General features: G+C 53.5%; 19 protein-coding genes. 7 read left to right on the top strand and 12 right to left on the bottom strand.

What is annotated here, in order from left to right:
- Nucleotides 1-52: 52 nt before the first annotated feature.
- Genes bioA through bioD form a run of 4 tightly spaced genes read left to right on the top strand, consistent with a single transcriptional unit; the run spans nucleotide 53 to nucleotide 4053 of the window.
- Entirely contained in the window at nucleotides 53-1363 is a 1311-nt protein-coding gene (gene bioA, locus ACKI61_RS03595; protein WP_407456422.1) for an adenosylmethionine--8-amino-7-oxononanoate transaminase, read from the top strand.
- A gap of 1 nt (nucleotide 1364) precedes the next feature.
- Nucleotides 1365-2114, top strand: a complete 750-nt coding sequence (locus tag ACKI61_RS03590) for a 6-carboxyhexanoate--CoA ligase (RefSeq protein ID WP_407456423.1) — start codon at nucleotides 1365-1367, stop codon at nucleotides 2112-2114.
- Entirely contained in the window at nucleotides 2111-3340 is a 1230-nt protein-coding gene (locus ACKI61_RS03585) for an aminotransferase class I/II-fold pyridoxal phosphate-dependent enzyme (protein ID WP_407456421.1), read from the top strand. Before ACKI61_RS03590 ends, ACKI61_RS03585 begins: the two co-directional genes overlap by 4 nt.
- A gap of 47 nt (nucleotides 3341-3387) precedes the next feature.
- Nucleotides 3388-4053, top strand: coding sequence for a dethiobiotin synthase (gene bioD, locus ACKI61_RS03580; protein WP_407456420.1), 666 nt, complete (start codon nucleotides 3388-3390; stop codon nucleotides 4051-4053).
- A gap of 26 nt (nucleotides 4054-4079) precedes the next feature.
- On the opposite strand, the gene ACKI61_RS03575 is transcribed toward bioD, so the two are convergent.
- Nucleotides 4080-5192: a cation diffusion facilitator family transporter gene (locus tag ACKI61_RS03575; RefSeq protein WP_407456419.1), complete on the bottom strand. Its 1113-nt coding sequence runs from the start codon at nucleotides 5190-5192 to the stop codon at nucleotides 4080-4082.
- Between the two features lie 150 nt (nucleotides 5193-5342).
- On the opposite strand from ACKI61_RS03575, the gene ACKI61_RS03570 reads away from it, so the two are divergent.
- The gene (locus tag ACKI61_RS03570) at nucleotides 5343-6800 is read left to right on the top strand and encodes an esterase (protein WP_407456418.1); all 1458 of its coding nucleotides are present in this window, start codon (nucleotides 5343-5345) and stop codon (nucleotides 6798-6800) included.
- Nucleotides 6801-6815: 15 nt separating this feature from the next.
- Here the strand turns inward: ACKI61_RS03570 and carB are convergent, their stop codons facing one another.
- From carB to ACKI61_RS03550, 4 genes are all read right to left on the bottom strand, one after another.
- Nucleotides 6816-10079, bottom strand: a complete 3264-nt coding sequence (carB, locus tag ACKI61_RS03565; RefSeq protein WP_407456417.1) for a carbamoyl-phosphate synthase large subunit — start codon at nucleotides 10077-10079, stop codon at nucleotides 6816-6818.
- On the bottom strand, nucleotides 10072-11763 hold the full coding sequence (locus tag ACKI61_RS03560; protein ID WP_407456416.1) for a CTP synthase: 1692 nt from the start codon (nucleotides 11761-11763) through the stop codon (nucleotides 10072-10074). The genes carB and ACKI61_RS03560 overlap by 8 nt, the downstream gene beginning before the upstream one ends.
- Entirely contained in the window at nucleotides 11763-12887 is a 1125-nt protein-coding gene (carA, locus tag ACKI61_RS03555) for a glutamine-hydrolyzing carbamoyl-phosphate synthase small subunit (RefSeq protein ID WP_407456415.1), read from the bottom strand. The genes ACKI61_RS03560 and carA overlap by 1 nt, the downstream gene beginning before the upstream one ends.
- Nucleotides 12888-13289: 402 nt before the next feature.
- On the bottom strand, nucleotides 13290-15410 hold the full coding sequence (locus ACKI61_RS03550; protein ID WP_407456414.1) for a glutamine synthetase III: 2121 nt from the start codon (nucleotides 15408-15410) through the stop codon (nucleotides 13290-13292).
- Nucleotides 15411-15667: 257 nt separating this feature from the next.
- Between ACKI61_RS03550 and ACKI61_RS03545 the strand changes: the two genes are divergently transcribed.
- Nucleotides 15668-16636 (top strand): nickel/cobalt transporter, encoded by a 969-nt coding sequence (locus ACKI61_RS03545; RefSeq protein ID WP_407456413.1) that lies wholly within the window; start codon nucleotides 15668-15670, stop codon nucleotides 16634-16636.
- A gap of 17 nt (nucleotides 16637-16653) precedes the next feature.
- Here the strand turns inward: ACKI61_RS03545 and ACKI61_RS03540 are convergent, their stop codons facing one another.
- The 6 genes from ACKI61_RS03540 to ACKI61_RS03515 are packed head-to-tail and all read right to left on the bottom strand — an operon-like array spanning nucleotide 16654 to nucleotide 22757.
- Complete coding sequence (locus ACKI61_RS03540; protein WP_072809024.1) at nucleotides 16654-17049, bottom strand: biopolymer transporter ExbD; 396 nt, start codon at nucleotides 17047-17049, stop codon at nucleotides 16654-16656.
- Nucleotides 17050-17616, bottom strand: a complete 567-nt coding sequence (locus tag ACKI61_RS03535; RefSeq protein ID WP_072809021.1) for a MotA/TolQ/ExbB proton channel family protein — start codon at nucleotides 17614-17616, stop codon at nucleotides 17050-17052.
- 39 nt (nucleotides 17617-17655) lie between these two features.
- Nucleotides 17656-18366: an energy transducer TonB gene (locus ACKI61_RS03530; RefSeq protein ID WP_407456412.1), complete on the bottom strand. Its 711-nt coding sequence runs from the start codon at nucleotides 18364-18366 to the stop codon at nucleotides 17656-17658.
- A gap of 9 nt (nucleotides 18367-18375) precedes the next feature.
- Nucleotides 18376-19587 (bottom strand): DUF1302 family protein, encoded by a 1212-nt coding sequence (locus ACKI61_RS03525; protein WP_407456411.1) that lies wholly within the window; start codon nucleotides 19585-19587, stop codon nucleotides 18376-18378.
- A 2-nt stretch (nucleotides 19588-19589) separates the two neighbouring features.
- Entirely contained in the window at nucleotides 19590-20372 is a 783-nt protein-coding gene (locus ACKI61_RS03520; protein ID WP_254793912.1) for an outer membrane lipoprotein-sorting protein, read from the bottom strand.
- Between the two features lie 9 nt (nucleotides 20373-20381).
- The gene (locus ACKI61_RS03515) at nucleotides 20382-22757 is read right to left on the bottom strand and encodes an efflux RND transporter permease subunit (protein WP_407456410.1); all 2376 of its coding nucleotides are present in this window, start codon (nucleotides 22755-22757) and stop codon (nucleotides 20382-20384) included.
- Nucleotides 22758-22979: 222 nt separating this feature from the next.
- Here ACKI61_RS03515 and ACKI61_RS03510 point away from each other — a divergent pair, with 222 nt between their 5' ends.
- Nucleotides 22980-23912: an Rpn family recombination-promoting nuclease/putative transposase gene (locus tag ACKI61_RS03510; protein WP_407456409.1), complete on the top strand. Its 933-nt coding sequence runs from the start codon at nucleotides 22980-22982 to the stop codon at nucleotides 23910-23912.
- A gap of 190 nt (nucleotides 23913-24102) precedes the next feature.
- On the opposite strand, the gene ACKI61_RS03505 is transcribed toward ACKI61_RS03510, so the two are convergent.
- Complete coding sequence (locus tag ACKI61_RS03505; protein ID WP_407456408.1) at nucleotides 24103-24753, bottom strand: hypothetical protein; 651 nt, start codon at nucleotides 24751-24753, stop codon at nucleotides 24103-24105.
- Nucleotides 24754-24756: the final 3 nt, after the last annotated feature.

The raw sequence follows: 24756 nt of genomic DNA, 5'->3' as shown, positions 1-24756 counted from the left end.
CCTATGTTAGCGCGTCGATGGCGATATAGTATTTTTCTATATTTGGGCGCGGATGAAAAGACTTTTAGATTTTGATAGCGAGCATTTGTGGCATCCATATGCGGCGCTGAAAAATACTCCGGCCTGGTTCTTGGCAAAATCCGCTCATGGAACGACGATTGAAACAGCCGATGGTCTGAAATTAATTGATGCTGTATCGAGTTGGTGGTGCATGGCGCATGGGCATAACGCCCCTGAAATCGTTGAGGCGATTCAGAAGCAAAGCGAAAAGATGTGCCATGTGATGTTCGGCGGTTTTACGCACGAGCCCGCGATTGAGCTTGGCGCACAGTTGGTGAAATTTTTGCCGGAAGGCCTGAACAAGATTTTCTTTGCGGATTCGGGAAGCATTGCCGTGGAATGTGCCGCCAAGATGGCGGTGCAGTACCAGTATTCCCTCGGACATCCGGAGCGTTGTAAGTTGGTCGCCCTGAAGGGCGGTTACCATGGAGATACCGCAGGTGCGATGGCGCTCAGCGATCCGGACGGAATGCATACGCTTTTCCGCGGAATCATGCCGCACCATTATTTTGCGGAACGTCCGAACTGCCGTTTTGACGAGGCTTGGAACCAGGCGGATTTCGCTTCGATGGAGCGCGTTGTCGAGGAACACAAAGATGAAATCGCTGCCGTGATTTGCGAACCCGTGTTTCAGGGCGGAAATGGCATGTGGCTTTACAATGCGGGTTACTTGAAGGCGCTTCGCGAACTTTGCGACCGTTACGGTATCTTGCTTATTCTGGATGAAATCGCTTCGGGATTTTACCGCACGGGACCGCGCTTTGCGATGATGCATGCGGGGATAACGCCGGACATCATGTGTATTGGCAAGGCGCTCACGGGCGGAAGCATTACGATGGCGGCCTGTGTTGCGTCCGAGAAGGTCGCCGAAACGATTACGAACAGCAAGATTCCTGCGTTTATGCACGGCACTACCTACATGGCGAACCCGCTCGCTTGTGCCGCAGGAATTGCTTCGCTTTCGCTGTTCGAAAGTCGCGATTATGCGGGGAAGGTTGCTCAGATTGAAAAACGCCTTAAGCAGAATCTGGAGCCGCTCCGTGTGCTTGAAAATACGGCGGACGTGCGTGTTCTCGGTGCGATTGGCGTGCTGGAACTGAAAGCGAAACCTTCAGCGGAAGATGTCCTGCGCGTGATTCGCGAAACCGGCGTGTGGCTCAGGCCTTTCTGCAATTACGTTTACACGATGCCTCCGTTCATTACGACCGATTCTGAAATCGACCGCATCTGCGAAGCCATCAAGATGATTGGCGAATGTGAACCCGCGCCTGTCGTAGAAGGCGAAGACGAATTTCATGAGTGATATGGATTATTACAGCTTGAAAATGCGAGCCTCGCAGCAAGTGGGCGAGGGCGAACAGAAACGCGAACAGCATATTTCCGGCGCAGAACGCATTGTAAATCGGGATTCTGTTGAGGCTGTTTGTACGGCGATGGTGCGTCGGGCCATGACGCATTCCAAGGGCGACCCTGATTTTATCAATGTGAAAATCGAAAAGGTTCATGAAAGCGATATCCAGATTTTAAAAGCCTTGCCGGTGACGCGCGTAGATGTTGAAACCTGGCAGGAAGGGCTGGAGAAGGCGTTTGGACTGATTGCTCCGCTGATGGGTTCTGGCAGTGGGCTTCGCGAAAAATTGCAAGAGCTCTTGCGCGAGACATTCCCGATGCGTGGTGCAATGCTGTACGATATCGCGACGGGCGAACGTCTGGAACCTGACCATGAGCGCGGCGTGCGCGCGACTTATATGGACTCGCTTCATTCGAGCGAAGTGGATGGCTGCAAGAACCATTTTAACGAAGCGATTGTGCTTGCGACCAAGGTGGCGAATGCCCCCGGAATGGTTGCGGAATTTTGCGTGAGCGATGACCCGAATTACGTGACGGGCTATGTTGCGAGCAAGGAACTCGGTTATGTGCGCATCATGAAGATGAAGGAAATGGGCGACGAAAACGGAGGCCGCATTTTCTTGTTCGATTCGCGCAAGGCAAGTGCCGAAGAATGTATCGAGTACTTGCAGAAAAAGAAAATTTTGGTGGATGTCGGGGCATGAATCGCATTCTTGACATTTTTACGAAAGACGCTTTGGAAACAGCGCGGGCGAACAACACTTATCGCTCAATGCGCTTGATGGAAACGCCGGAATCGTCGTGCGTAAAAATCCGCATGCCTAGTGGCGCTTTGCAGGAACAAATTCTGCTGGCTTCCAATTCTTACCTGGACTTGGCAAACATCGATGAACTCAAGCAAGCGATGGCCCAGGCGGTTCTAGAGTGGGGGACTGGTAGCGGCGGCGCTCGCCTTACGACAGGCAACAAGACTCCGCATCAGGAATTAGAGGAATTTATCGCAAAATTCAAGGGCGAAGAATCCGCTATCACCTTCAATACGGGTTACATGGCGAATGTCGGAACGATTTCGGCGTTGTGCGGCAAGAACGACTTTGTCTTTAGCGATGAACTGAACCACGCGAGCATTATCGACGGAATTAGGTTGTCGCGATCCAAATGCTTTGTTTACAAGCATAACGATATGGCGGATTTGGAACGTGTGATTTCGGCGGCCAAGGCAGAATTTAGCACACATGAAATGCCTGCAAAACAAGATGCGCGGACCTTCCGCGGCCTTATCGTGACGGATGCTGTTTTCAGCATGGATGGCGACCTTGCGAATTTGCCGGAACTTTTGCGGATTGCGCACGAAAGCGAATGCCTCTTGATGACTGACGAGGCGCACGCCACGGGCGTGCTCGGCAAGACCGGGCATGGACTTGCCGAACACTACGGCTGTGCTCACGCTGATGTAACCGTCGGCACATTGAGCAAAGCCGTCGCCGCCGAGGGCGGCTTCGTGGCGGGCAAGCAGCAGCTAATTGATTTTCTCCGCAACAAGGCCCGCAGCTTTATTTTCACAACAGCGATGGCTCCTGCCGTTGCCGCCGCAGCCTGCAACAACTTGCGCTACATCGATGCGCATCCTGAACGCGTTCAAAATCTGCGCGATAATGTGAAATTTTTCTGCGAAGCCTTGCAGCATGAAGGCTTGAACGTGGAACAGTCTCCTTCGGCGATTGTTCCAATAGTCATCGGTGACGAAGCCCGCGCGCTTGAAATTTCGGCTGCACTCCAGAATGCGGGAATACTCATTCCTGCGATTCGTTATCCGACCGTCGCCAAGGGCCAAGCCCGCCTGCGCGCAAGCCTAATGGCCACGCATACGCATGAACAACTTCAGATTGCTGCAACAACCATTGCTCAAATCATAAATGATTGCTTGTGAAGCGTCGCTATTCCTAACCACTAATCACTAACCACTGTTTACTTTTTATGTCCAAAGGATATTTCGTTACAGCCACCGGAACCGATGTCGGCAAAACATTCATTACCGCCCTTCTCGTTAAAAAATGGCGCGATTCCGGCATCGATGCAGGTTACTACAAGGCGGCCCTCAGCGGCGCAGAACTCCGCGACGGCAAATGGGTCGCTGGTGACGCTGATTACGTGAAGCGCATCGCAAACCTCCCTGATTCGCAAGAGCAGCTCGTGAGCTACATCTATAAAGAAGCCGTCTCGCCGCATCTCGCCGCTCGCAAAGAAGGCAACCCCGTAGAAATTGCGAAAGTCCAGGCTGATTTTAAAGCGGCTTACGCTCGTCATGAATTCATTTTCGCCGAAGGCAGCGGCGGAATCATTTGCCCCATCCGCTACGATGACCAGAAAATATTCCTCGTCGATATCATGAAAACGTTAGGCCTTCCGCTGCTTATTGTTACGACAGCGGCCCTCGGCTCCATTAACGCTTGCGTGCTCACGGTGGAATACGCTCGCAGTTGCGGGCTTTCCATCCGCGGGCTCATTGTGAACCGCTACGGCTCTAGCGGTAACCTCGAAATGGAAGACGACAACATCCGCATGATGCAAGACCTGACGGGTCTCGAAATCCTTGCAAAAATAAAAGACGGCGACACCGATTTAGGTGTGCAACCGTTTTAAAAAATAAAGGAACAAATCAGTCGGCGCTACGATGCGTCGATATCGGCAGCGATATGTAAATCGTAGTCGGGGTAGGCTTCGCCGATTTCCTTGTGCAGGATGTCCAGACCTTCTTGAGGCTTGATTTCGAAGTTCATGACCACGTCAAAACGAATAGCCTTTTCTTCAAGGTTCACGTAGAAGCCGTGGAACTGCAATGCCCACTCATGCGCCTTCACCAACTTCAACACGTTGCTGCGAATTTTGGCAGCTTCGTCATTCTTGGTGTTGTGTGAATACACGCCCACGCCCGTGAGAATCACACCGGTTTCCTTGTGCACGCGTGCTTGCACCTTGCGGGTGAGTTCGTCAACTTCTTCGACGGTCATGGTATCGGGGAGTTCTAGGTGTACAGAACCGAGAAACTTGTCCGGGCCATAATTGTTGAGGATGACGTCGTATGCGCCGCGGACTTGCGGTTCTTCGGTGAGCAGAGCCTTGATTTTCTTGACCAGGTCGCTGTCGGCGCGTTTGCCCAGAATGTCGTCCAAAGTTTCGATCAGCATGCCGATGCCCGACTTGATGATGAATCCTGAAATCACAAGGCCCACGTAGGCTTCAAGCGAAATGCCCGTGAGAATGAAGACGATGGCCGAGGCCAGCACCGAAAGGGAGAGTATGGCGTCGAATAACGCGTCTGCGCCCGATGCCACGAGAGCGCCCGAGTTCACGCGTTCGCCCTGGCGTTTCACGAATTTGCCGAGCACGAGTTTAACCACCACCGCCGAGGCGATAATCACCAGCGAAACCGTGGAGTAGTCCGCTGTTTCGGGGTGGATGATTTTCTTGACGGATTCCACCGCCGAGGTGCCGCCGGCGTAAAGCACGATTGCCGCAACTACCATTGCGCTCAGGTATTCGATTCGTCCGTAACCGAGCGGGTGTTTTTTGTCGGGCAACTTGTTCGAAAGCTTTGCGCCCACAATCGTAATGACCGAAGACAGTGCATCGGAAAGGTTGTTCACCGCATCGAGCGTCACGGCGATGGAGTTGGTTGCAAAGCCCACGAATGCCTTGAATGCCGACAGCACGATGTTTGCCGCGATGCCGATGATACTTGTACGGACAATGACCTTTTGGCGGTTTTCTGCTTCGTTCATAAAATCTGATCCTTTTTTAACGGAAATTAGAAATAAATGACCTTTGGGATTTTTGTGGACAGCGTTGTCAACGCAAAAAAGTTTACATAAGAACTAAACCGCTTCTTGAAAAGTATTTTCTGGAATAGAAAATCAAAAAGGAGTGGTTTTATGAATCATGCTCTATGGACCGGTGTGTCCGTTGGCGTTATTATGGCGTTGTCTGTCGTGACGGCGAATGCGTTTACCTTGACAGGCAAGGTGAGCGACGATAATGGCAAGGCTGTCCAAGACGCAGATGTTTCGCTTGTTCAAAAAGGGCTCAAAGCGAAAACAGATACCTCGGGTGCATTTACGATTCATCAGGCTGAAGAACAGCTGGCTCTGACAGGCAGAAACTCGGTCGGATTTCTCTCCGTGAACAACGGCGTTTTATCGTTTTCGCAGGGGCAAAATTCCCCGGTACAGGTGCAGATTATCGACATATTCGGAAACCGCCTGCTGAATGAAACTCTCTACGGCTCGGGGACGGTTGACATGAAGTCTTCTGTGAAAGCGCAGGGCAAGTACTTCGCACGCGTCCGCGTAGGCAGCGCTTCGCAAACGTTCCAGTTTGTCGCCGATGGAAGTCTCAATGCGGCACTCGGCGCGAAGTCCGGAGCAAAGGCGCTTCTCAAGGTGGGCGATTCGGATGACCTGCGTGTTGTTGCCGACGGTTTCGATACACTCAATGTAAAACTCGACAATCTTGACACAAATCTTGCGCTTACGCTCAAGAAAACCGCTCCGCCGCAACCGCAGTACGAATACGGATGGGGCCTCAAGAACGACCCTGTTCCCACTCGTGGTTGTGGCAAGGACACTAAGCTTGATTACAAGTATCGTGGCGATAAACCCTACATTGACTTTAGGTGGAGCAAGGGTGTGCGTACCGTGCGCATCGACATGCCGAAAAGTTACGACAAGAACAAACCGTACAAACTCATTTTCGGAATGCAGTGCATGGGCGGTTCAGGAAGCGCCGTGCAGGACGAAGGCTATCACGGCCTCAAGTGGATTGACAAGAACGAAACCGCGATATTCGTTGCGCCCGAAGGCAATGGAAACCAGCTGCCCTGGGGGCAGGATGATTACCTCCTGTTTGACGAACTCCTCGCATATCTCGAAGGCAACTTCTGCATCGATTCGAGCCGCGTTTTTTCCACGGGATTCAGCTACGGCGCCATGTTCAGCAACGGCCTTTCGTGGAACCACCAGGACGTGCTCCGCGCAGTGGCCGTTTACGAAACTGCGGAACGCAACATCTGGCTCCCGCAACGCAAGAATATGGGAATCGGCTGGATGGGCGTGCTCGGACTCGATGACGGCATGTGCACCCCTGAAATGGGCCGGAACGCGCGTGACATCATCTTGACTCTCAACTCCGAAGGCGGCAAGGCGAAGAACGAACGCGCCGAAGAAGCCCTGCGCAACGCCCCGCACAAGTGCTACGACTACACGACCGTCGAGGAAAGATTCCCCGTTCGCTGGTGCACACAGAGCGGCGGACACATCTGGGACCACAAGGACCCCGGCCAGCAGCAGTCCTGGGTGCCGCAAGCTACGTGGGAATTTTTCGAGAAGTTCTAAAGACTTCCTACTCGCTTATTTCTTCACATGCCTGTGGTACTCTTGCAGACTGCAAACTTCGAATCTTCCGAAGTCGTGCTTGTCCATGAGGCCTTCGACGGTGGAGGTGAGGGCGGCGATGGTTGTGGTGATGGGAATGCCGGACACGACTGCCTTGGAGCGCATCTGGATTTCATCGACCATGGCTTCGGCGCCGTTCTCGGTGGTGTTCACGATCCACTGGACTTCCTTGTCGTGAATGAGGTCGAGCAGGTTCGGACGGCCACGGGAGATGCGGAATACGGCGCGGGTCTTGATGCCTTCGTTGTAGAGCATGGTGGAGGTGCCGCGGGTCGCATATAGTTCGTAACCGAGGTTCACGAGCTGGCGAATGAGCGGGACGGCCTTCTGCTTGTCTTCGTCCTTGAGCGAGACGAAGATGTTGCCCTGGCTCGGGACCTTATTGCCCGATGCCAGCTGGCTCTTGAGGTAGGCAAGGCCGCGGTCGCGATCGAGGCTCATGACTTCGCCGGTGGATTTCATTTCCGGAGAAAGCGTGATATCGACACCCGGGAACTTGACGAACGGGAACACGGCTTCCTTGACGCTCACGTAAGGCACGTGGACTTCTTCGGTAAAGCCGATTTGTTCGAGGGTCTCGCCGAGCATGCAGCGGCTTGCGTAGCTGGCGAGCGGAACGCCGATGGACTTGGAAACGAACGGCACGGTGCGGGAGGCGCGCGGGTTCACTTCGATCATGTAGAGTTCGCCATCCTTGACGGCGAGCTGCATGTTCATGAGGCCGACCACGTGGAGTTCCCTTGCAAAGTCCTTCGCATATTGGCGAACCTTGTCCTGGATTTCCTTGGAAAGCGTCATAGGCGGGATGACGCTTGCGGAGTCGCCGGAGTGAATGCCTGCGGGTTCCACGTGTTCCATGATGGCACCCACCACGGTGTGCTTGCCGTCGCTGATGCAGTCCACGTCAAGTTCAGTGGCGTCTTCCAAGAAGCGGTCGATAAGAATCGGCTTGCCTTCGCCAATGGCGGCGGCTTCTTCCACGAACTTGCGTAGGTACTTTTCCTTATAGACAATCACCATGCCGCGGCCGCCGAGAACGAAGCTCGGGCGCACAAGCACGGGGTAGCCAATGCGGTCGACAATAGCCAAGGCTTCTTCCACGTTGTGGGCGATGCCGGATGCGGCCTGCTTGATACCGACCTTGTCGACCAACTGCTTGAAGAAGTCGCGGTCTTCGGCGAGGTCAATGTCTTCGGGGCTTGTACCTACGACGTTTGCGCCGGCCTTCTTGAGACGCATGGCAAGGTTCAGCGGAGTCTGACCACCGAATTGCACAATCACGCCCGCGCAGTTTTCGCGTTCGTAAATGCCCATCACGTCTTCGAGCGTGAGCGGTTCAAAGTAGAGCTTGTCGGAGGTGTCGTAGTCGGTGGAAACCGTTTCGGGGTTGGAGTTCACCATGATGACTTCGTAGCCTTCGCGACGCAGCGTAAAGGCGGCGTGGCAGCAGCAGTAGTCAAATTCGATACCCTGACCGATTCTGTTCGGGCCGCCACCGAGCACCATGATTCTCTTTTTGTGGCCGTGACCCGGAATTTCGCGGACGGGTTCGGAATTTTCAGCGTAGCAGCTGTAGTAATACGGCGTGATGGCTTCGAATTCGCCGGCGCAGGTATCGACGGAGTAGTAACTCGGAACGAGGCCAATCTGCTTGCGCACCGCCATGACTTCTTCGGGAGTCTTGTGGAACAGGTAACCAATCTGGATATCGCTGTAGCCGAGTTCCTTGGCCTGGCGGAAGAGTGGCAAGTCTTTTGCCAATGTTTCCAGTGAGCCTGCGGAAAGGATTTCGTCTTCGTAGAGGGCGAGTTCTTCGAGGTGGCGGAGGAAATAACGGTCAATTTTTGTGATTTCGTACAACTTCTCGACACCCCACTTGCGGCGCAATGCTTCGTGCAGCACGAAGATGCGTTCTGCGCTCGGGCGGGCGACTTCCTTGGCGAGCGTTTCGTCGTCGAAGGCGGCGAACTTTTCGCACTTGGCGCAAGCTCCGAATCCGCCGAATCCCGTTTCTAGGGAGCGGAGCGCTTTCTGCATGGCCTGCTTGAAGTTGGTGCCGATGGCCATCGCTTCGCCCACAGACTTCATCTGGGTGCCGAGCGTAGAATCGGCTTTCGGGAACTTTTCGAAGGTGAAGCGCGGGACCTTCACGACAACGTAGTCGAGGGCGGGTTCAAAGCAGCTCGGGGTCGTTTGCGTAATGTCGTTGCGAAGTTCGTCGAGGGTGTAGCCTACAGCGAGGAGGGCTGCAATCTTTGCGATGGGGAAGCCCGTTGCCTTAGAAGCAAGCGCAGAAGAACGGCTCACGCGCGGGTTCATTTCGATGATGATGCGGCGACCGGTCTTGGGTTCGATTGCCCACTGAACGTTAGATCCGCCGGTTTCCACGCCGATGGCTTCCATGACCTTCAGGGAGTCGTCGCGCATGGCTTGGTAAGCGCGGTCATCAAGGCTCTGGATCGGAGCGACCGTGATGGAGTCGCCGGTGTGCACGCCCATGGGGTCGAGGTTTTCGATGGAGCACACGATAACGGCATTGCCCTTCTTGTCGCGCATGACTTCCATTTCGAATTCTTTCCAGCCAAGGAGCGATTCTTCGATAAGGACTTCGTTGTTGAGCGAGGCGTCAAGACCGCGGTTCACGATGGTCTCGAATTCTTCGGGATTGTGGGCGATACCGCCGCCGGTGCCGCCGAGGGTAAAGCCCGGACGGATAATCAGCGGCCAGCTTCCGATGGTGTGGGCGATAGCGGTCGCCTCAGACATGGAGTGTGCAGAACCGGAGCGGGGAAGGTCCAGCCCAATCTTGAGCATGGCTTCCTTGAACAAGTGACGGTCTTCGGCGCGCTGGATGGATTCTGCCTTTGCACCGATGAGCTCCACCTGGTAGCGGTCCAAAATGCCGCGCTCGTTCAGTTCCATGGCGAGGTTCAAGGCTGTCTGGCCACCGAGTGTGGGGAGCAAGGCGTCCGGGCGTTCACGGCGGATGATTTCGTGCAGGATATCGACGCTCAGCGGCTCGATGTAGGTGCGGTCGGCCATTTCGGGGTCGGTCATGATGGTGGCCGGGTTAGAATTCACGAGCACCACTTCGTAGCCTTCGCGGCGCAGCACCTTGCAGGCCTGCACGCCGGAGTAGTCGAATTCGCAGCCCTGGCCAATTACGATCGGACCGGAGCCAATGAGCATAATCTTCTTGATATCGGTACGCTTAGGCATTCTTTTTGCCTCCATTCAAATTCTTCTGCGCGGCTTTTGCGGTCGCGGTTTTTGTTTTGCCATTCTTCTGCGCGAGGGCAGCCTTCACAAGCCCGCTGAACAGCGGATGCGGCGCGGTGGGCCTGCTCTTGAATTCCGGATGGAACTGGCAGGCTTCAAAGTAGGGGTGGTTCTTGATTTCCACCATTTCCACGAGCTTTCCGTCGGGCGATGTGCCGGCAATCTTGAGACCCGCCTTTTCCAAGGCGACGCGGAATTCGCTGTTGTAGTTGAATTCGTAGCGGTGACGGTGACGCTCGCTGATTTTTTCACTCTTGTAGAGCTTTGCGGCGTTGGAATCCTTCATGAGCTTGCACGGGTAAGCGCCGAGGCGCATGGTGCCGCCCTTTTCGGTGACGTTCTTCTGTTCGTCCATCAGGTCGATGACTGGGTGGGCCGTCTTTTCGTCGAATTCCGTGGAGTTGGCGTCTTTCCAGCCGAGAACGTTGCGTGCAAATTCAATCACGCAGCATTGCATGCCGAGGCAGATGCCGAGCAGCGGAATCTTGTGCTCGCGGGCATAGCGAATGGCTACGCATTTGCCGTTCACGCCGCGGCTTCCGAAGCCACCCGGAATCAGGATGCCGTCGGCGTTCTTGATGAGGTTCGGATTTTTTTCCAGCTCTTCGGCCTCGATACATTCCACTTTCACCTTGGCGTTGTGTTCCATGCCGGCATGCTGCAAGGCTTCGTGCACGGACTTGTAGGCGTCGCGGATGGCGATGTACTTGCCCACCAGCGCGATGGTGCATTCGTACTTGGGCTGGGTTGCCTTCTTGACGAGTTTGTCCCATTCGGAGTGGATGATGGGGTGTACACTCAGGCGGAGCTGTTCCAAAACGCGGAGGTCAAGTTCTTGCTTGGAAAGTTCGCGGGGCACGGCGTATACAGAATCCGTCACGTCCTTTTCTTCAATGACGCATTCGGGTTTTACGTTGCAGAAGAGCGCGAGCTTGTCGAGGTGATCCTGCGGAATCGTCATTTCGGTACGGCATACGAGAATGTCCGGGAAAATACCGATGTTGCGGAGTTCGGCAACCGAGTGTTGCGAGGGCTTTGTCTTGAGTTCGCCTGCTGCCTTCAGGTAAGGTACCAAAACCAGGTGGACAAAGCAGGTGTTTTCCACGCCGACTTCGAAGCGGAACTGTCTTGCGGCTTCCAGGAAGGGGAGGGATTCAATGTCGCCTGCGACACCGCCGATTTCACAGAGCACGATGTCTGCGCCGCTTTCGGCTGCAGAACGGAAGGCGTCCTTGATTTCGTTCGTGATGTGCGGAATCACCTGCACCGTACCGCCGAGGTACTTGCCCGCGCGTTCCTTCGCGAGTACAGAAGAATAGATGCGGCCCGAAGTGTAGCTTGATGCCTTGGAGCACTGCACGCCAGCGAAGCGTTCGTAGTGGCCTAGGTCAAGGTCGGTTTCGTAGCCGTCGTCGGTCACGAAAACTTCACCGTGCTGGTAGGGGCTCATGGTGCCCGGATCCACGTTCAGGTACGGGTCCAGCTTTTGCATGAACACCTTGTAGCCACGGCTCTTGAGCAGCAGCGCGAGCGATGCGGAGGTGATTCCCTTACCGAGGGAGCTGACCACGCCGCCGGTAATGAAGATGTACTTGGTCTGTTTTTTGGGGGCGGCCTTCGTCATTATTTTGCTCCCTTGAAGTCAAGAATCATTTGTCTGAATTCGCCGAACAGGTAGTAGGAATCGTTCGGGCCCGGAGCGGATTCCGGGTGGTACTGCACGCTGAACGCGGGGAGTTCCTTGTGGCGAATGCCCTCGACGGTGTTGTCGTTCAGGTTGATGTGGCTGACTTCCACATTCGCGGGGAGGGTCGATTCTTCGATGGCGTAGTTGTGGTTTTGGCTCGTGATTTCTACAGCGCCGGTCTTCAAGTTCTTTACCGGATGGTTGCAACCGTGATGGCCGAACTTGAGCTTGGAAACCTTTGCGCCGAGTGCGAGGCCCAGCAGCTGGTTACCGAGGCAGATGCCCATCAGCGGGACCTTGCCCAAAAGCCGCTTCACGACTGCCGCCACTTGCGGGAGGCTGTTCGGGTCGGCTGGGCCGTTCGAGAGGAATACGCCATCCGGATTCTTCGCCATAATTTGTTCGTAGGTGGCGTTGATCGGGAGCACCGTCACCTTCATGTTCTGCGTGGCGAGATTCCTCAGGATGTTCGTCTTGATGCCGAAATCGAGAGCGACAACGTTCAGGTCGCCTTCGGTACTGAACTCGTAGCCCTTCGGATCGCTGACCTTGCTGGCGTAATCCTGTCCGTCGAGGCCTTCCCATTCCTGCGCCTTCTTAATCGCGTCGGCTTCGCTCATGTCGGTACCGTCCACGTGGAGGTAAGCCTTCTGTGCGCCGTGTTCACGCAGGTGGATGGTGAGTGCGCGAGTATCCACGCCTGCGATGCCAGGCTTCTTGTGGGCGAGCATGTAGTCGTGCAGGCTCTCTTCGCCGATTTCCTTGCTCACGTCGTCCAGCGAGTTCACGACAATCCCGTTCAGGAACACGTCGCGGGATTCGGACTTCTCGAGGTTTGCGGCGTATGCGCCCACTTCTGCCGTGGTGAACACCACGAACTGCCCCGCGTAGGAGGGGTCCGTCAAAATCTGCTTGTAGCCCGCCATGCCGGTGTTGAACACCGCTTCGCCGACGGTATCGGTAGCACTACCAAAGGCATACCCGTGGAACACGGCGCCATCCGCCAGTGCCAAGAACGCTTTCTTTTCGCGTTTCGCTTTCCAGTTGAACTTGTCAGTCATATATTGCTCGCTGTGTAATGAAAATCGGTGACCCCGCAACAAGTGCGGGGTGGCAGTAAAAAAGAAGGCAAAAGCCAAAAGCTTTTGCCAAACGATAAAGACGATTAAAAACGGAAATAAGAAAAATTTTGTGGAAACCGGGGAGAGTCGCTTGATTCCGCTGCGAGATTCCTGCAACGGCTGCGCTCAAATGTGCCTCTATGGATTCCGATATTTTCATCGGAGCCAAAATATAGTAAATCTTTTTTCTGTAGTGGGAGATTTTTTTCGAATAATTTTTCAGGTGCACGCGGTATTTCACTTTTTGTAAAAAGGGGCTTTTTAAAAGCAATCCGCCGGCACAAGGCCGACGAATTGCATTTATGAGGTTCGGAGTGTTATGAAGAATAAGGTTGGGTACGATTAATAGATGAATAACATTTCACGATACTTCGGCAAGGGCCACTTTTCGTCGGGTACGATGCTTTCGATCTTGTCCACGATAATGCGGAGGTTGGCCATGGCATCAAGAATGACTTCGTGCTTTTCGCCGAGGGCGGTTTCCATCTGGGCGACTGCGGCTTCAAGTTCCTTGAGCTTGTCGCCGAGTTCGCGAGCGTAACCGTCTACAGCGTAGAAACCCTGGGTCTTGGCCATTTCGTTGGTCTTGAGGGCGTTGCTGTAGGCGCAGAGCACCTGCGGGAGCACCACGTTCTTCGCGATGTCGAAAGCGATCTTGCCTTCGATGTGAATCTTCTTGTGGTAATCTTCCATGTTGACTTCGTAACGGGAGTCGAGTTCGCGCTTGTTGAACACGCCGTACTTTTCGAACAGGGCCACATTTTCCTTCTTGTTGAGAGCCTGGAGGGCTTCCATGGTGGTGCGGATGTTCGGGAGGCCGCGCTTGGCTGCTTCTTCGACCCATTCGTCGGTGTAGCCGTTGCCGTTGAAGATAACCTTCTTGTGTTCCTTGACGATCTTCTGCAGCAGGTTCTGCAGCTCTTCGTGGAACTTGTCGGCAGGAACATTGGCGAGCTTGTCGGCGATGATGTCGAAGGCTTCGGCGACGATCGTGTTGAGAATGACGTTCGGTTCGGAGCAGCTCTGGCTGGAACCCGGTGCACGGAATTCGAACTTGTTGCCGGTGAAGGCGAACGGAGAAGTTCTGTTACGGTCGGTCGCGTCGCGCGGGAGCGGCGGGAGCGTGTCAGAGCCGAGCTTGAGGGCGCCGGCCTGCTTGCTGGACTTCGGATCGCCCTTTTCGAGCTGGTCGATGACGTCGGCGAGCTGGTCGCCCAGGTACATGGAGATGATTGCCGGAGGAGCTTCGTTGGCACCGAGACGGTGGTCGTTGCCGGCGCTAGCGACAGCCATACGGAGCAAGTCGGCGTGGGTGTCGACAGCGTAGATGACAGCGCAGAGCGTGGTGAGGAAGATGGCGTTCTGGTGCGGGTCCTTGCCCGGGTTCAAGAGGTTCGTCTTGCCGTAGTTTACGGACCAGTTGTTGTGCTTACCGGAACCGTTGATGCCGGCGAACGGCTTTTCGTGCAGCAGGCAAACGAGTCCGTGGCGGTCGGCGACCTGGCGGAGTACTTCCATAATCTGCATGTTGTGGTCGCAAGCGAGGTTCACTTCCTCGAACATCGGGGCAAGTTCGAACTGGGCCGGAGCGACTTCGTTGTGGCGGGTCTTCGCCGGAATGCCGAGTTTCCAGAGTTCCTTTTCCACGTCGTTCATGAAGTTGATGATGCGTGCCGGAATGCTACCGAAGTAGTGGTCTTCCATCTGCTGGTGCTTTGCCGGAGCGGCACCAAACAAAGTGCGGCCGGCCTGGTACAGGTCGGGGCGCTGCAGGTAGAAACGCTTGTCGATCAAGAAATATTCCTGTTCGGCACCGAGCGTGACGGTCACCTTCTGCTGGGCAACGCCGAAGAGACCCATAAGGCGGTCGGCGGACTTCTGGAGAGCCTGAATGGAACGGAGAAGCGGAGTCTTCTTGTCCAAGGCTTCACCAGTGTAGCTACAGAATGCGGTCGGGATGCAGAGGGTAGCACCGTTGCCGTGGCGCTTGATGAATGCCGGAGAGGTCGGGTCCCAGGCGGTGTAGCCGCGGGCTTCGAAAGTAGAACGGAGGCCGCCGCTCGGGAAAGAAGAAGCGTCCGGTTCGCCGACGATCAGGTTCTTGCCGCTGAAGGCGAGGATTGCCTTGCCGTCTTCGGGTTCGAGGAAGGAGTCATGCTTTTCGGCGGTGGAACCGGTAAGGGGCTGGAACCAGTGCGTAAAGTGGGTGGCGCCGCGGTCGATAGCCCACTTCTTCATGGCGTGGGCGACTTCGCCGGCGATGCTTGGATCAAGCGGTGCGCCACCATCGATGGTGGCGAAGAGCTTCTTGCAAATGTCCTTGGGAAGATATGCGCGCATGGCCTCGGCGTTGAAGACGTCTTCGCCGTAGAAGTCGATGTTTGCGGGTGCTGCGGGGAGGTTAGCGCCGGCGTTTTCGCTGGCGATTTCCTTGATAGCTTTTAATCTGTATTCGTTGCTCATGGCAATCTCCTATGAATTTTGTTTTCGGTGCCATATTTGCAAAAAGTGTGCCAAAATGAAAAATTGGCGAATTCTTTGCAAAATCATAACTTTTGCACTGTTACAAAAATTCGGAGCTTTCCAAAATTTGAAAAATAGATTGTAATCTTACGTTTTTTGTAAAATGTAAAAAGTTTCGAAAAATCGCTTGAAATTTTTTATCTTATATAAAAAAAGGATTTCCATTGAATAAGTTGCTTGTTTGTATTTTGGTTTTTATGCTTGCAATGGCGGCTTCGGCGGCTGTCAAGAAGAAACGTTTTGACGTGGGTGGGGGCGAAGCTCCGGCTGCAACGGAAATGGTGGCGCCTGCTGAAGGTGCGTCCGCTGTGCCTGCGGCGGTGCCAAAAAAAACGGTAGAAAAGACGCGGTCTTTTTATACGGTGATTGCGGAGGAACAGAAGGTTCTTCGCGAAAAGTTGACGGCGGCGATTTCGGCGATGAAGAGCGGTGATTGGGGCGCTATCTGGAAGTTCCTCGCGATTTGCCTTGTGTATGGTATGCTGCACGCGCTTGGCCCTGGACATGGCAAGTCGATTGTGGTAGGTTATTTTATAGCGCGTCGTGGTCGCTGGCGGCAGGGTGTGGCGCTTGGTGCGGGCATTACTGTGACGCATACCATGAGTGCTGTTCTGCTGTTGCTTATTTTGTATGCAATTTTCAAGGCGACCGTGTTTACGGCGTTTGAAACGGGCCGTATCGGCATTGAACGGGCGAGCTATGCGTTGATTATGCTTACGGGTGTGTTGCTGGTGGTGCTTGGAATCAAGGATTTTGTGACGCAACGAAAGAACCGCGAGGTTGTTGCGCAGGACGAATTAGCTGTTGCCGGAGTCACGCAGAATGGGGCGCTTCCGCCGGTTGCCCGCTGGCGAGAAATTATCGGGGTTGCCGCCGTCACGGGAATCGTGCCCTGCCCGGCTGTGGCGCTGATTGTGCTGTTCTGCCTGCTGAATTCCATGGTGGCGCTGTCGCTCCTGGGCGCACTTGTCATTTGCATTGGCATGACGATTACGAATGTGGCCTTCGGCATTGCGGCCGTGGCATTCCGCAAGGGAATCGACAAGGGGAGTGCCCACACCCGTATTGCGACAAAAATATACACCGTCGCGACTCTCGCGGGCGGTGTCATTATCTTTATTTCGGGACTGTTGCTGTTTACGAACCAGTTCGCGGGCCGCGTGTAGCGACGCCGCAAGCGGCCTTATTCCGCGCTTTCCATCTCGTTGATTAGCTGGATATTGTACAGCTTTTGCACCTGTAAAATGTCTAGGATAACGGCGATGCGTTCGTAAGTGGTTCCCTTGTCGATCTTGATGGCGACAGGGGATTTTTTGTTCTGCACCGTTGCGGCTTTTTCGCGGAGTTCGTCGGGAGTGCCGCGCTGGCCGTTAAATGCGAGTTCCGTCTCAGAGAGTTCGATGTACAGACCCTCGGGCGTGTCGCGCTTGGTTTCGGTCTGAGTTTCGGGCAGAATCAGCTTGAGCACCGATTCGTCTTGCTTGAAGACGGATGTCACCAGGAAAAACACCAGCAGCAAGAAGACGCAGTCGATGAGCGGCGTCATGTCGGGGCGAATTCGGCGTGTGCGCTTGGCCATTTATGCATCCTCGTTTTGGGAACGAAGGTGATCTTTCTCCTTGAGAATGCGGCCCAGCTGCAAAAGCACATCGTTTTCAACGTTGTCCTGTTCCGATTCCATGCTGGCATTCAGGTAGTTGAATGCAATGACGTGCGGAATGGCGACCACAAGGCCAATCACCGTCGTAATAAGGGCGAGCTTGATGCCTGTAGCGAATGCACCCGCATCAGAAAGGCCCGACACGGCGATGACGCTGAAGGCGTTAAAGATGCCGAATACGGTGCCCAAAAGGCCGAGCAACGGAGAAATGCTTGCGATATTTTCAATCGTGGTCATGCCCTTTTGCAACGGCGAGAAAGCGAGCGCGATTTCGGTGCGGATGCTTTCCATAATGATGTGGTGATCGGTGTTGTGGCTCACCACGCGATGCAGAATTTTAGACGGAAGGCGCTTGCGGATGCTCCTGTTGAAGAGAATCAGCGAGATGATTTTCCATACGATGATGGAATAACCGACGAAATTCATCGCTACGAGTACGTAGGCGATAACGCCGCCCTGTTGAATAAAGTCTAAGATGTAGTTCATGTTTATGTCATTCCGGCCTCCGAGCCGGAATCTCCTTTGTTAGTGAAGGTTATACTTGATTGGAATCTCCATTTTCCAGGTGTCCTTGCCAAGTACAGCTGGAATCGGGTCGAACTTTGGTACGGCCTGCACGGCGGCAAGCGCACTTTCGTTCAGCGAAGAATACGGACACGGCTTTGATACGGTTGCTCCGCTGATGCTTCCGTCTTTTGCAACCGTAAACTGCACGCGTACGGTGCCTTCTTGCTTTAGGCGGCGGGCTGTTGCCGGGTAGTCCTTCTGTTTTTCGAAAGCCTTGCTCAGCCCCATCAGATAAGCGCGAGTCACTTTCATCAGCGAATCCTTCGAGGGCTTCGGCGGTGGAGGTGGCGGCGGGGGCGGTGCCACAGGTTTAGGAGGCGCTTCGACAACGGGTTCGGCATCCGTAACCACAATGGGTTCCGGCTCTGGTTCGGGTTCAGGTTCCGGAACGGTATCTTGTACGATGTTCGGAATAATTTTCGCGCGAACCACCTTCTTCACGATTTTCTTGACTTCAGGCGGTGGCGGAGGCGGCTGCAAGAGCAAACGCTCCACATGAATCACCTCGGCATCTTCGCGGGTGGTAACCACCTGCGTCCGCTTCAAGAATCCCCAGGCGTAAAAGCCCGCATGCAGCAAGACGGCAACAACAATGCCAACGCAAAATACGCGCCGCATCGTGAACGCGGAATAGGGATTGCGGGTTTCGGTTTCTATTTCAAAATTCATTAGATCTTATTAGAAGTAATACTTCGCTTTCGCCCAGATTTCGCGGTTCTTGTCGTAGCCTGCGAGTTGTCCGCGCTTGCCGCCAAAGTGGTCGTAACCAAGCGAAATCATTACCTGGTCGGTGACGGAGTAATCGCCCGAAACGCGTGCGTAATAGGCAAGGTTGTCGATGTCGAACATGCCGTAGAGCGAAAGCTTGAGCGTGTTGTTCAGGAGTTCCTTCGAAATGCGGAACGTCATTTCTGAGGAATTCTTTTCGGTGGCTAATTTATCCGAATAATCAGCAATATACTTGTGCAGATACTGCACCATGAAAGTCCAGTTGTCGCCGGCGTACCAGTCGATTCCACCGAGGGCATTGAACGTGTTCTTGCGGGCGTAATCGAGGTTGCTTGCGTAACCGAGCGCTTCGCCGAAGTATTCTGCGATTTCGGCACGCAGCACGAATTCGCCGATAGGCATCGAAAGGTCACCGCCAAACATGGTCATGGTTTCGTGAATGCCATGAATGACAATGGAATCCTTGACGGGATCGTAGCCTGCGACCGTAACGGGCGACTGGTTATGCGTATGGAGCGCCGAGATGGAGAAATCTAGATTCGAGAGGAAGAACGAAACTCGCGTTCCGAAGTCGCCGTTCTTGAATTTGGCATCGGGACCTTCTGGGAAATCGATGCTCGCTTTTTTGGGCAATTCAGGACGCCAGGGGTTTTCTTCTTGCATGGGCATCTGGAAGTATCGCGGCACGGGCACGTAAACGATTTCGGCATTCACGCGCTCGCCGGGGTACTTGATGCGGAAACCGTCGACAGCCATGCGCATGTCGTCGTAATCGCTCGACATAAACTCGGTGTAGTCTACAGGCGAAATCAAGTCGGTAACGCGAAGCCCGTCGGCAACGCCCCATACCACAATCTGGCGGCCAGCCTTGATTTCCACGAAGTCGTTCTGGTAGTTGAAATACGCTTCTTGCAACTGCACGCCGGTGCGGTCTTCGAGAATGCTGTTGTGGATTCCATTCAGGCTTGCAAACAGGTAAGCGTTCTCGTAATCCACGCGGAGTTCAGCGCGCAGGCGCGTCCGCGACGTGGTAAAATCGTGCGGATGCTGCGTCTGAACGGCGTGATACGTGTCTACGAACCCGTTGAATTGAAACGGGCTTTCTTGGGCGAAGGCTGCGACAGCGGCCGCCCCAACCACTAACCACCAACCACTAGCCACTATTACAGTCCTCTTTCCAATCTCGGCACGGTGAATGTCTTTGCGTCAAGCGGGATGTTGAACTTGATGTCGCCGAATTCAAGGAGCGTCTTGTGGTTGGTCTGCACGTTTTCCATGCTCATCTTGGCGATAGACCAGAATCCGTCCACTTGAACCACGTTTTCGACTTTTAGCGAGCGGTGCAGTTTTCCGAGCTTGTCGTAGTATTCCACCTTGGCGGCAATCAGGCAGTCCTTGCGGATCCAGGAAATTTTCTTCGAGAAGATTTCGTCGCCCTTTTTCGGCACGGATTCAACTACCCAGCAATCGATTCCGTCCACCTTTTCTTCGCGGAGGAGCTTGTGGGTGTCTTCGTCGATGTTGCGCTGGCCCACGTCGTCGTAAGTGAAGTCGGAACCCATGAAGTAATCCGTCTTGGAGCTCTTTCCGCTAATGCGGCGCGTCTTTTTCATGGCGGGCAGGTAAAGCCACTTGTCGTCATCCTTGTTGATGTCGTCGTAATCGACCGTCAGGAATCCCGTGCCCTTCACGTCGTTGGGGTAGCGGAAGAACATAATCTGCTTGGTGTCCTTGCCCACGTCCATCGCAAACGAGGTAATCTTGCGTTCGCGCTTGGCCCCGCTCTTGTTGATGAGTGTCATCGAGAGTTCGGAACTGCGTGTGTCGCCATCGGGGCGGTCATGCACTTTTTGCACAATGTCGCGGCCGGTCAATGTTTCTGCGCTCACCATGGCGCTCAAGGCGATAATAATTGTCGCGGCTGTTTTTGCGAATTTCATATTCATATTTTTCTCCTATTTTCCAAAAATCTTGAATTTCTTGATTAAAAGCGGTGTCACGAACAGGTCGGCGAGCAATGCCGAGACAAGGCCCACGAACACCACGAAGCCGAAGTTGAACATCTGCGTTGCGGCTGATGTGGTAAAGCCAGCGAAGGTCGCCACCATGATAATCGTTGTCATCACGAGTGCCGGGCCCGCCGTGCGGAACACATTGAGAATGGACTCACGGTAATCGTGGGTGCGGTCATATTCCACGTGTCCGTGATTGATGAAGTGAATCGTATCGTCAACGGAAAGGCCGATAATCATCGGGATAAGCGTCGCTGTCATCATGTCAAGCGGAATGTCCGTAAGCCCGAGGTAGCCACCAACGAAAATACCCGGCGCAATGTTCGGAATCATGCTGATGAGGCCCGTGCGAATGCTGCCGAAGACAATCATCAAAAGGACCGCCACAATCACCACAGAAATCAGGAACGACGTCATCTGGCCCACTTCCAGGTACTGCTGCATGGCGGTGAACTGTGGCAAGTTACCCACGGCTGTCACCTTTGCGTCCGGGTAAAGCTTGCGTGCGAAATTCTGCAAGTCCTCGATTTCCTTCTGGAGTTCGTTGGAGTTGTAGCTCGAAATTTCAATCATCAGGCGGAGTTTCCTGTAATCGTAATCCATCCAGTAGCTCGCTTCGCTGCCGCCCGCGTTTTCGTAAAGCAAAAGCAACTGAGCGACTTCTTCTTCCGTTTCGGGAATGGTGTATTTATCCTGACGGTTTTCGTTCAGCGTGCGGTCCAGATCCTTGACGATGTCAAGAATGGAGGTGGATCGCTTGGTAAGCGGGTAGTTGCTGGCGTGTTCCTGCAACTGTTCCAACTTTTTCAGGTTCTCGACTTCCTTGGCCTTGTCGTTTGTACCAAAGTCAATCACCAAGTCGTACGAATAGAAACTTCCGATTTCGGATTCTGCCACGTAGAGCATCTTGTTCACGTATTCGACCTTGCGGCCCATTGTGCGTTCCACGTCAAAGGCGGGTTCTATCTTGGTGAGCCCGAAAACAGAAATTGCAGTCACGACGGCGAATACGATGGCGATGGGCTTTCCATGCCCGAGAACGAACTTGCCGATAGAATCGAGAATGACTCCCATGCGCGTGTCGCCACGTTCAAGTACCTTGGCGTTTGGCTTCTTGTCTTTACCGAAACTCAGAAGAATCGGCGAAATGGTCAACGCTACAAGCAAAATGAATCCGACCGCAATCGACGAAAGAATGCCCACGGAGCGAATTGGCTTGAGCATCACCGAAAGGAAACTGAGCAACGCGACAATCGTGGTAAGTCCCGAGAACAGCACCGACCAGCCCGTTTCACGCATGGCGTAAAGCACCGATTCCTTGCGTTTGCCGGTAAGCATCATGTTCTTGCGGAAGAACGAGTTGATGTGAATGTTGTATGCAATCGAAACGGCGAAGGCCAAAATCACGGGCACCATGATGTTGGTCGCATCCATGTAAAGTCCGAGATAACCCACCAGGCCAAATGTCATGATGACGCCCGCAAAAGTCGTAATCAGCGGAGAGACAATTCCGCGGAGCGAACGCGTCACCAAGAACATCACGATGATGGCGCAGATAATCGTCATGATGAAAATGCGGCCCATTTCTTCGCCGATGTATTTCAGCTTTTGGAAACTCAGGTAGGGCATGCCTGTAGCACGCGGGTGCAGCGGCGCATACTTTTCCTTCGCGATGATTTCAGCCGTTTCGCGGCCCGTCTGCATGTCGGGCGCTTCTGCCTTCACGCCCTTCGCTTCGCCTTCGGCCTTCCAAACGGAATCTTCGGGGAAGGGGCGCAGCTTGATGTTGATGAAGGCCTGCTTGCGGTCGCTCGAAATAAGCTTCTTCGCCAGTTCCGGCTTGTCGGCTAGGCGCTTCTCGATTTCGGCAAGTCCCGCCTCGTCCGTCGGGATTTCTTCGGGCACAATCTGCGTGATTTCCATGCCCTCTTCGGTGCCGAGCATGTATTCCAAATCGACAATCGAAGTCGCCTTGCCGTCGGAATACGAGAGGCTATCGCGCAGTTCGTTCGAAAGCTCGCGCAAAAGCTTCAGGTTGTCCGGCGTCAAGATGGAATGGTCGCTCTCGACCAGCACGCCCACGAAATAGTCGTTACCGAAAGTTTCCTTGAACTTGTCCGTTTCGACAAGCATCGGGTCGCCCTCGATAAAGTAGCTGTCCCACGACGCCTCGACGTAGATTTTTTTCATGCCCACGATCGAAACCGCAAGCAAAACGACAAACGCCACCAGCAAAATGGCGCGGTGATTGAGCAAGAATTCGCCAAAACGGCCGAACCGCTCGTTGATTCTTTCAATGTTAATTTTTGGAAGGCTCATTGTATCCTCTTTTTTTGCGGAGCAAAAAGTAGAGAGATAAGCCTAAAATTTCTACTCCAAATGGTTTTGTGCAAAACCGAATGGACGATTGTAAAAAGAAATAAATATTTCGAAAAATTGGTGCAGAGGGGCCAAAAAAAGCGTGTATAGTATAGACAAGGACTAAGTTCTTGTCGCCTTGCGGGGGAGCCCGTAAGGCCACCTTAAAACAAGGACACGCTAATGTCTGAAAATGAAAATATTGAAAGAGTAACTTCTACGACCAAAAAATTTCCGCACGACCCTTATGTTCGCTCGGTGCTGAAGGATCCCGCTCGCACGGCGGAGCTGCTTCGCCTTGCGTCCAGAAAGAATAGTAATCTTGCCCAGTTCCTTGCGACAGTGAATCTCGACACTTTGCAAGAAATTTCCGAGGCTTTCAGTGACACGGTTACCCATGGTGATGGTGATTTGGCTTTCACTGTAAAAATTGCCAGCGATGAACCTAAGCAAGCAGAACTCCTTGTGGGCATCATCGAGGAACACAAGAGCTATCCCGAAACGGGAATCATCCCGCAATTGGTCAAATACTGGTTCCAGATTATGGTCCGTAACCAGAAAAATATCCCGACAATCGCCATTGTCCTTTACAATGGAAAGGATCCTTGGCGCATTGAAAAGGAGACGATGTTCCCGAATTACCCCGAATACTACCACAAGATTGGATTGCCGTTCTTGTTGGAACTCATTGACGTGAGTGATATCTTCGAGGACGAGGAAATCCCTCGGATTTCGCCCAAGATTGCTCTTGCGCTGGTTGCTTTGAAGTATGTTTTTAATGGGGAGAAACTCAAAAAGCATCTGAAAGCGGCTATGGCAGGACTCAAGTCGCTTCCCCGTGAAGAAGCCGAGGAGTTTTTATCCCAAACATTTGTATATTTGAAACAGTGGTTCAACGGCGATGCCAAGGAGCAGTTTAAAATGGATTTCAAGAAATGCAGTGAAGTTTACGGCTACAAGTCCATCGCCGAAGTCGAAGAAGAAGAAATAAAGCTCAAAATGGTCGATGCCATGCTCGCCATGCCCAAATTGACCGACGAAGACATTTCTGTTGTTTCGGGGCTTCCGCAAGAAGAAATTCAGAAGCGTCGGGCACTTCGTAACCAGGGACTTTAAGTAAAATACAGATATTCAAAAAGGAAAAACTGGTCCTTGTGGGCCAGTTTTTGTGTTTATACAATTTATTTTGGGGCGTTCCCCGGCTCGTTCCTCGCCGGGTCGGGTGCTGCTCGCCTTCGGCTCATCGAGCCGCTACGCGTCTCGCCACAAAGGTGCGACGCCCCCTAACGCAAATACATCAAGAAATTCACCAATTGAGGTATTTCTGGATTTCAGCAAAACATGCCCGATGGGCATCAATGTTTATACCCATAGACGGATGGTGCATACACCAAATGGGGACGGGCGGGAAGCCATTTAATGTGAACAAATGTAGGTTTATTCCAGCACAATTCTTGCTAATCTCAACTTGATCACGAGCCTGCGGGAGATATTTCCATTCAAGATTGTCCCAGCCCCAACCGACAATCAAATTAGGACGCAGAATTTCCATAACCTTGGCAAGGGCCTTGGCGGACAAAGCCTTTAACTCAGCTGTCAAATAGCGTTTGTCCGCATGGTCGCCTTCACCGATACTTTTTTGAAAGAAATTGTAGAATGCAATCTTGTCATAAACTTCATGCGGGTTTGCATCACGAACAGAGGCGAGAACATTCGCTGTATTGCGGTGGCACTGCGCCCATTTGGGGAGCGTTGCACCCTTGTCGTAGTTTGCTAGAAAATCCTTCTCGACCACCTCACGAGTCCACTCGTGATAGCCGTTGTTAGATTGCGGACCATAATGCGATTCGCCAAGCACAAGAATCTTGTGCCGTGCGCTCGCATAATCCTTACCCACGTATGGGTAGAAATTAATGTATTGAGATGAGGAAAAACGGGAGTCGAAATCGATCAGCAAAAA

Source organism: Fibrobacter sp. (assembly GCF_045601785.1).
Classification (GTDB): Bacteria; Fibrobacterota; Fibrobacteria; order Fibrobacterales; family Fibrobacteraceae; genus Fibrobacter.
This window is presented reverse-complemented; position numbering and strand designations above follow the sequence as displayed.

What these genes read in the sequence shown, in the direction of transcription:
- bioA (WP_407456422.1), top strand. Translation starts at nt 53, where the DNA reads ATGAAAAGACTTTTAGATTTTGATAGCGAGCATTTGTGGCATCCATAT.
- ACKI61_RS03590 (WP_407456423.1), top strand. Translation starts at nt 1,365, where the DNA reads ATGGATTATTACAGCTTGAAAATGCGAGCCTCGCAGCAAGTGGGCGAG.
- ACKI61_RS03585 (WP_407456421.1), top strand. Translation starts at nt 2,111, where the DNA reads ATGAATCGCATTCTTGACATTTTTACGAAAGACGCTTTGGAAACAGCG.
- bioD (WP_407456420.1), top strand. Translation starts at nt 3,388, where the DNA reads ATGTCCAAAGGATATTTCGTTACAGCCACCGGAACCGATGTCGGCAAA.
- ACKI61_RS03575 (WP_407456419.1), bottom strand. Translation starts at nt 5,192, where the DNA reads ATGAACGAAGCAGAAAACCGCCAAAAGGTCATTGTCCGTACAAGTATC.
- ACKI61_RS03570 (WP_407456418.1), top strand. Translation starts at nt 5,343, where the DNA reads ATGAATCATGCTCTATGGACCGGTGTGTCCGTTGGCGTTATTATGGCG.
- carB (WP_407456417.1), bottom strand. Translation starts at nt 10,079, where the DNA reads ATGCCTAAGCGTACCGATATCAAGAAGATTATGCTCATTGGCTCCGGT.
- ACKI61_RS03560 (WP_407456416.1), bottom strand. Translation starts at nt 11,763, where the DNA reads ATGACGAAGGCCGCCCCCAAAAAACAGACCAAGTACATCTTCATTACC.
- carA (WP_407456415.1), bottom strand. Translation starts at nt 12,887, where the DNA reads ATGACTGACAAGTTCAACTGGAAAGCGAAACGCGAAAAGAAAGCGTTC.
- ACKI61_RS03550 (WP_407456414.1), bottom strand. Translation starts at nt 15,410, where the DNA reads ATGAGCAACGAATACAGATTAAAAGCTATCAAGGAAATCGCCAGCGAA.
- ACKI61_RS03545 (WP_407456413.1), top strand. Translation starts at nt 15,668, where the DNA reads ATGCTTGCAATGGCGGCTTCGGCGGCTGTCAAGAAGAAACGTTTTGAC.
- ACKI61_RS03540 (WP_072809024.1), bottom strand. Translation starts at nt 17,049, where the DNA reads ATGGCCAAGCGCACACGCCGAATTCGCCCCGACATGACGCCGCTCATC.
- ACKI61_RS03535 (WP_072809021.1), bottom strand. Translation starts at nt 17,616, where the DNA reads ATGAACTACATCTTAGACTTTATTCAACAGGGCGGCGTTATCGCCTAC.
- ACKI61_RS03530 (WP_407456412.1), bottom strand. Translation starts at nt 18,366, where the DNA reads ATGAATTTTGAAATAGAAACCGAAACCCGCAATCCCTATTCCGCGTTC.
- ACKI61_RS03520 (WP_254793912.1), bottom strand. Translation starts at nt 20,372, where the DNA reads ATGAATATGAAATTCGCAAAAACAGCCGCGACAATTATTATCGCCTTG.
- ACKI61_RS03515 (WP_407456410.1), bottom strand. Translation starts at nt 22,757, where the DNA reads ATGAGCCTTCCAAAAATTAACATTGAAAGAATCAACGAGCGGTTCGGC.
- ACKI61_RS03510 (WP_407456409.1), top strand. Translation starts at nt 22,980, where the DNA reads ATGTCTGAAAATGAAAATATTGAAAGAGTAACTTCTACGACCAAAAAA.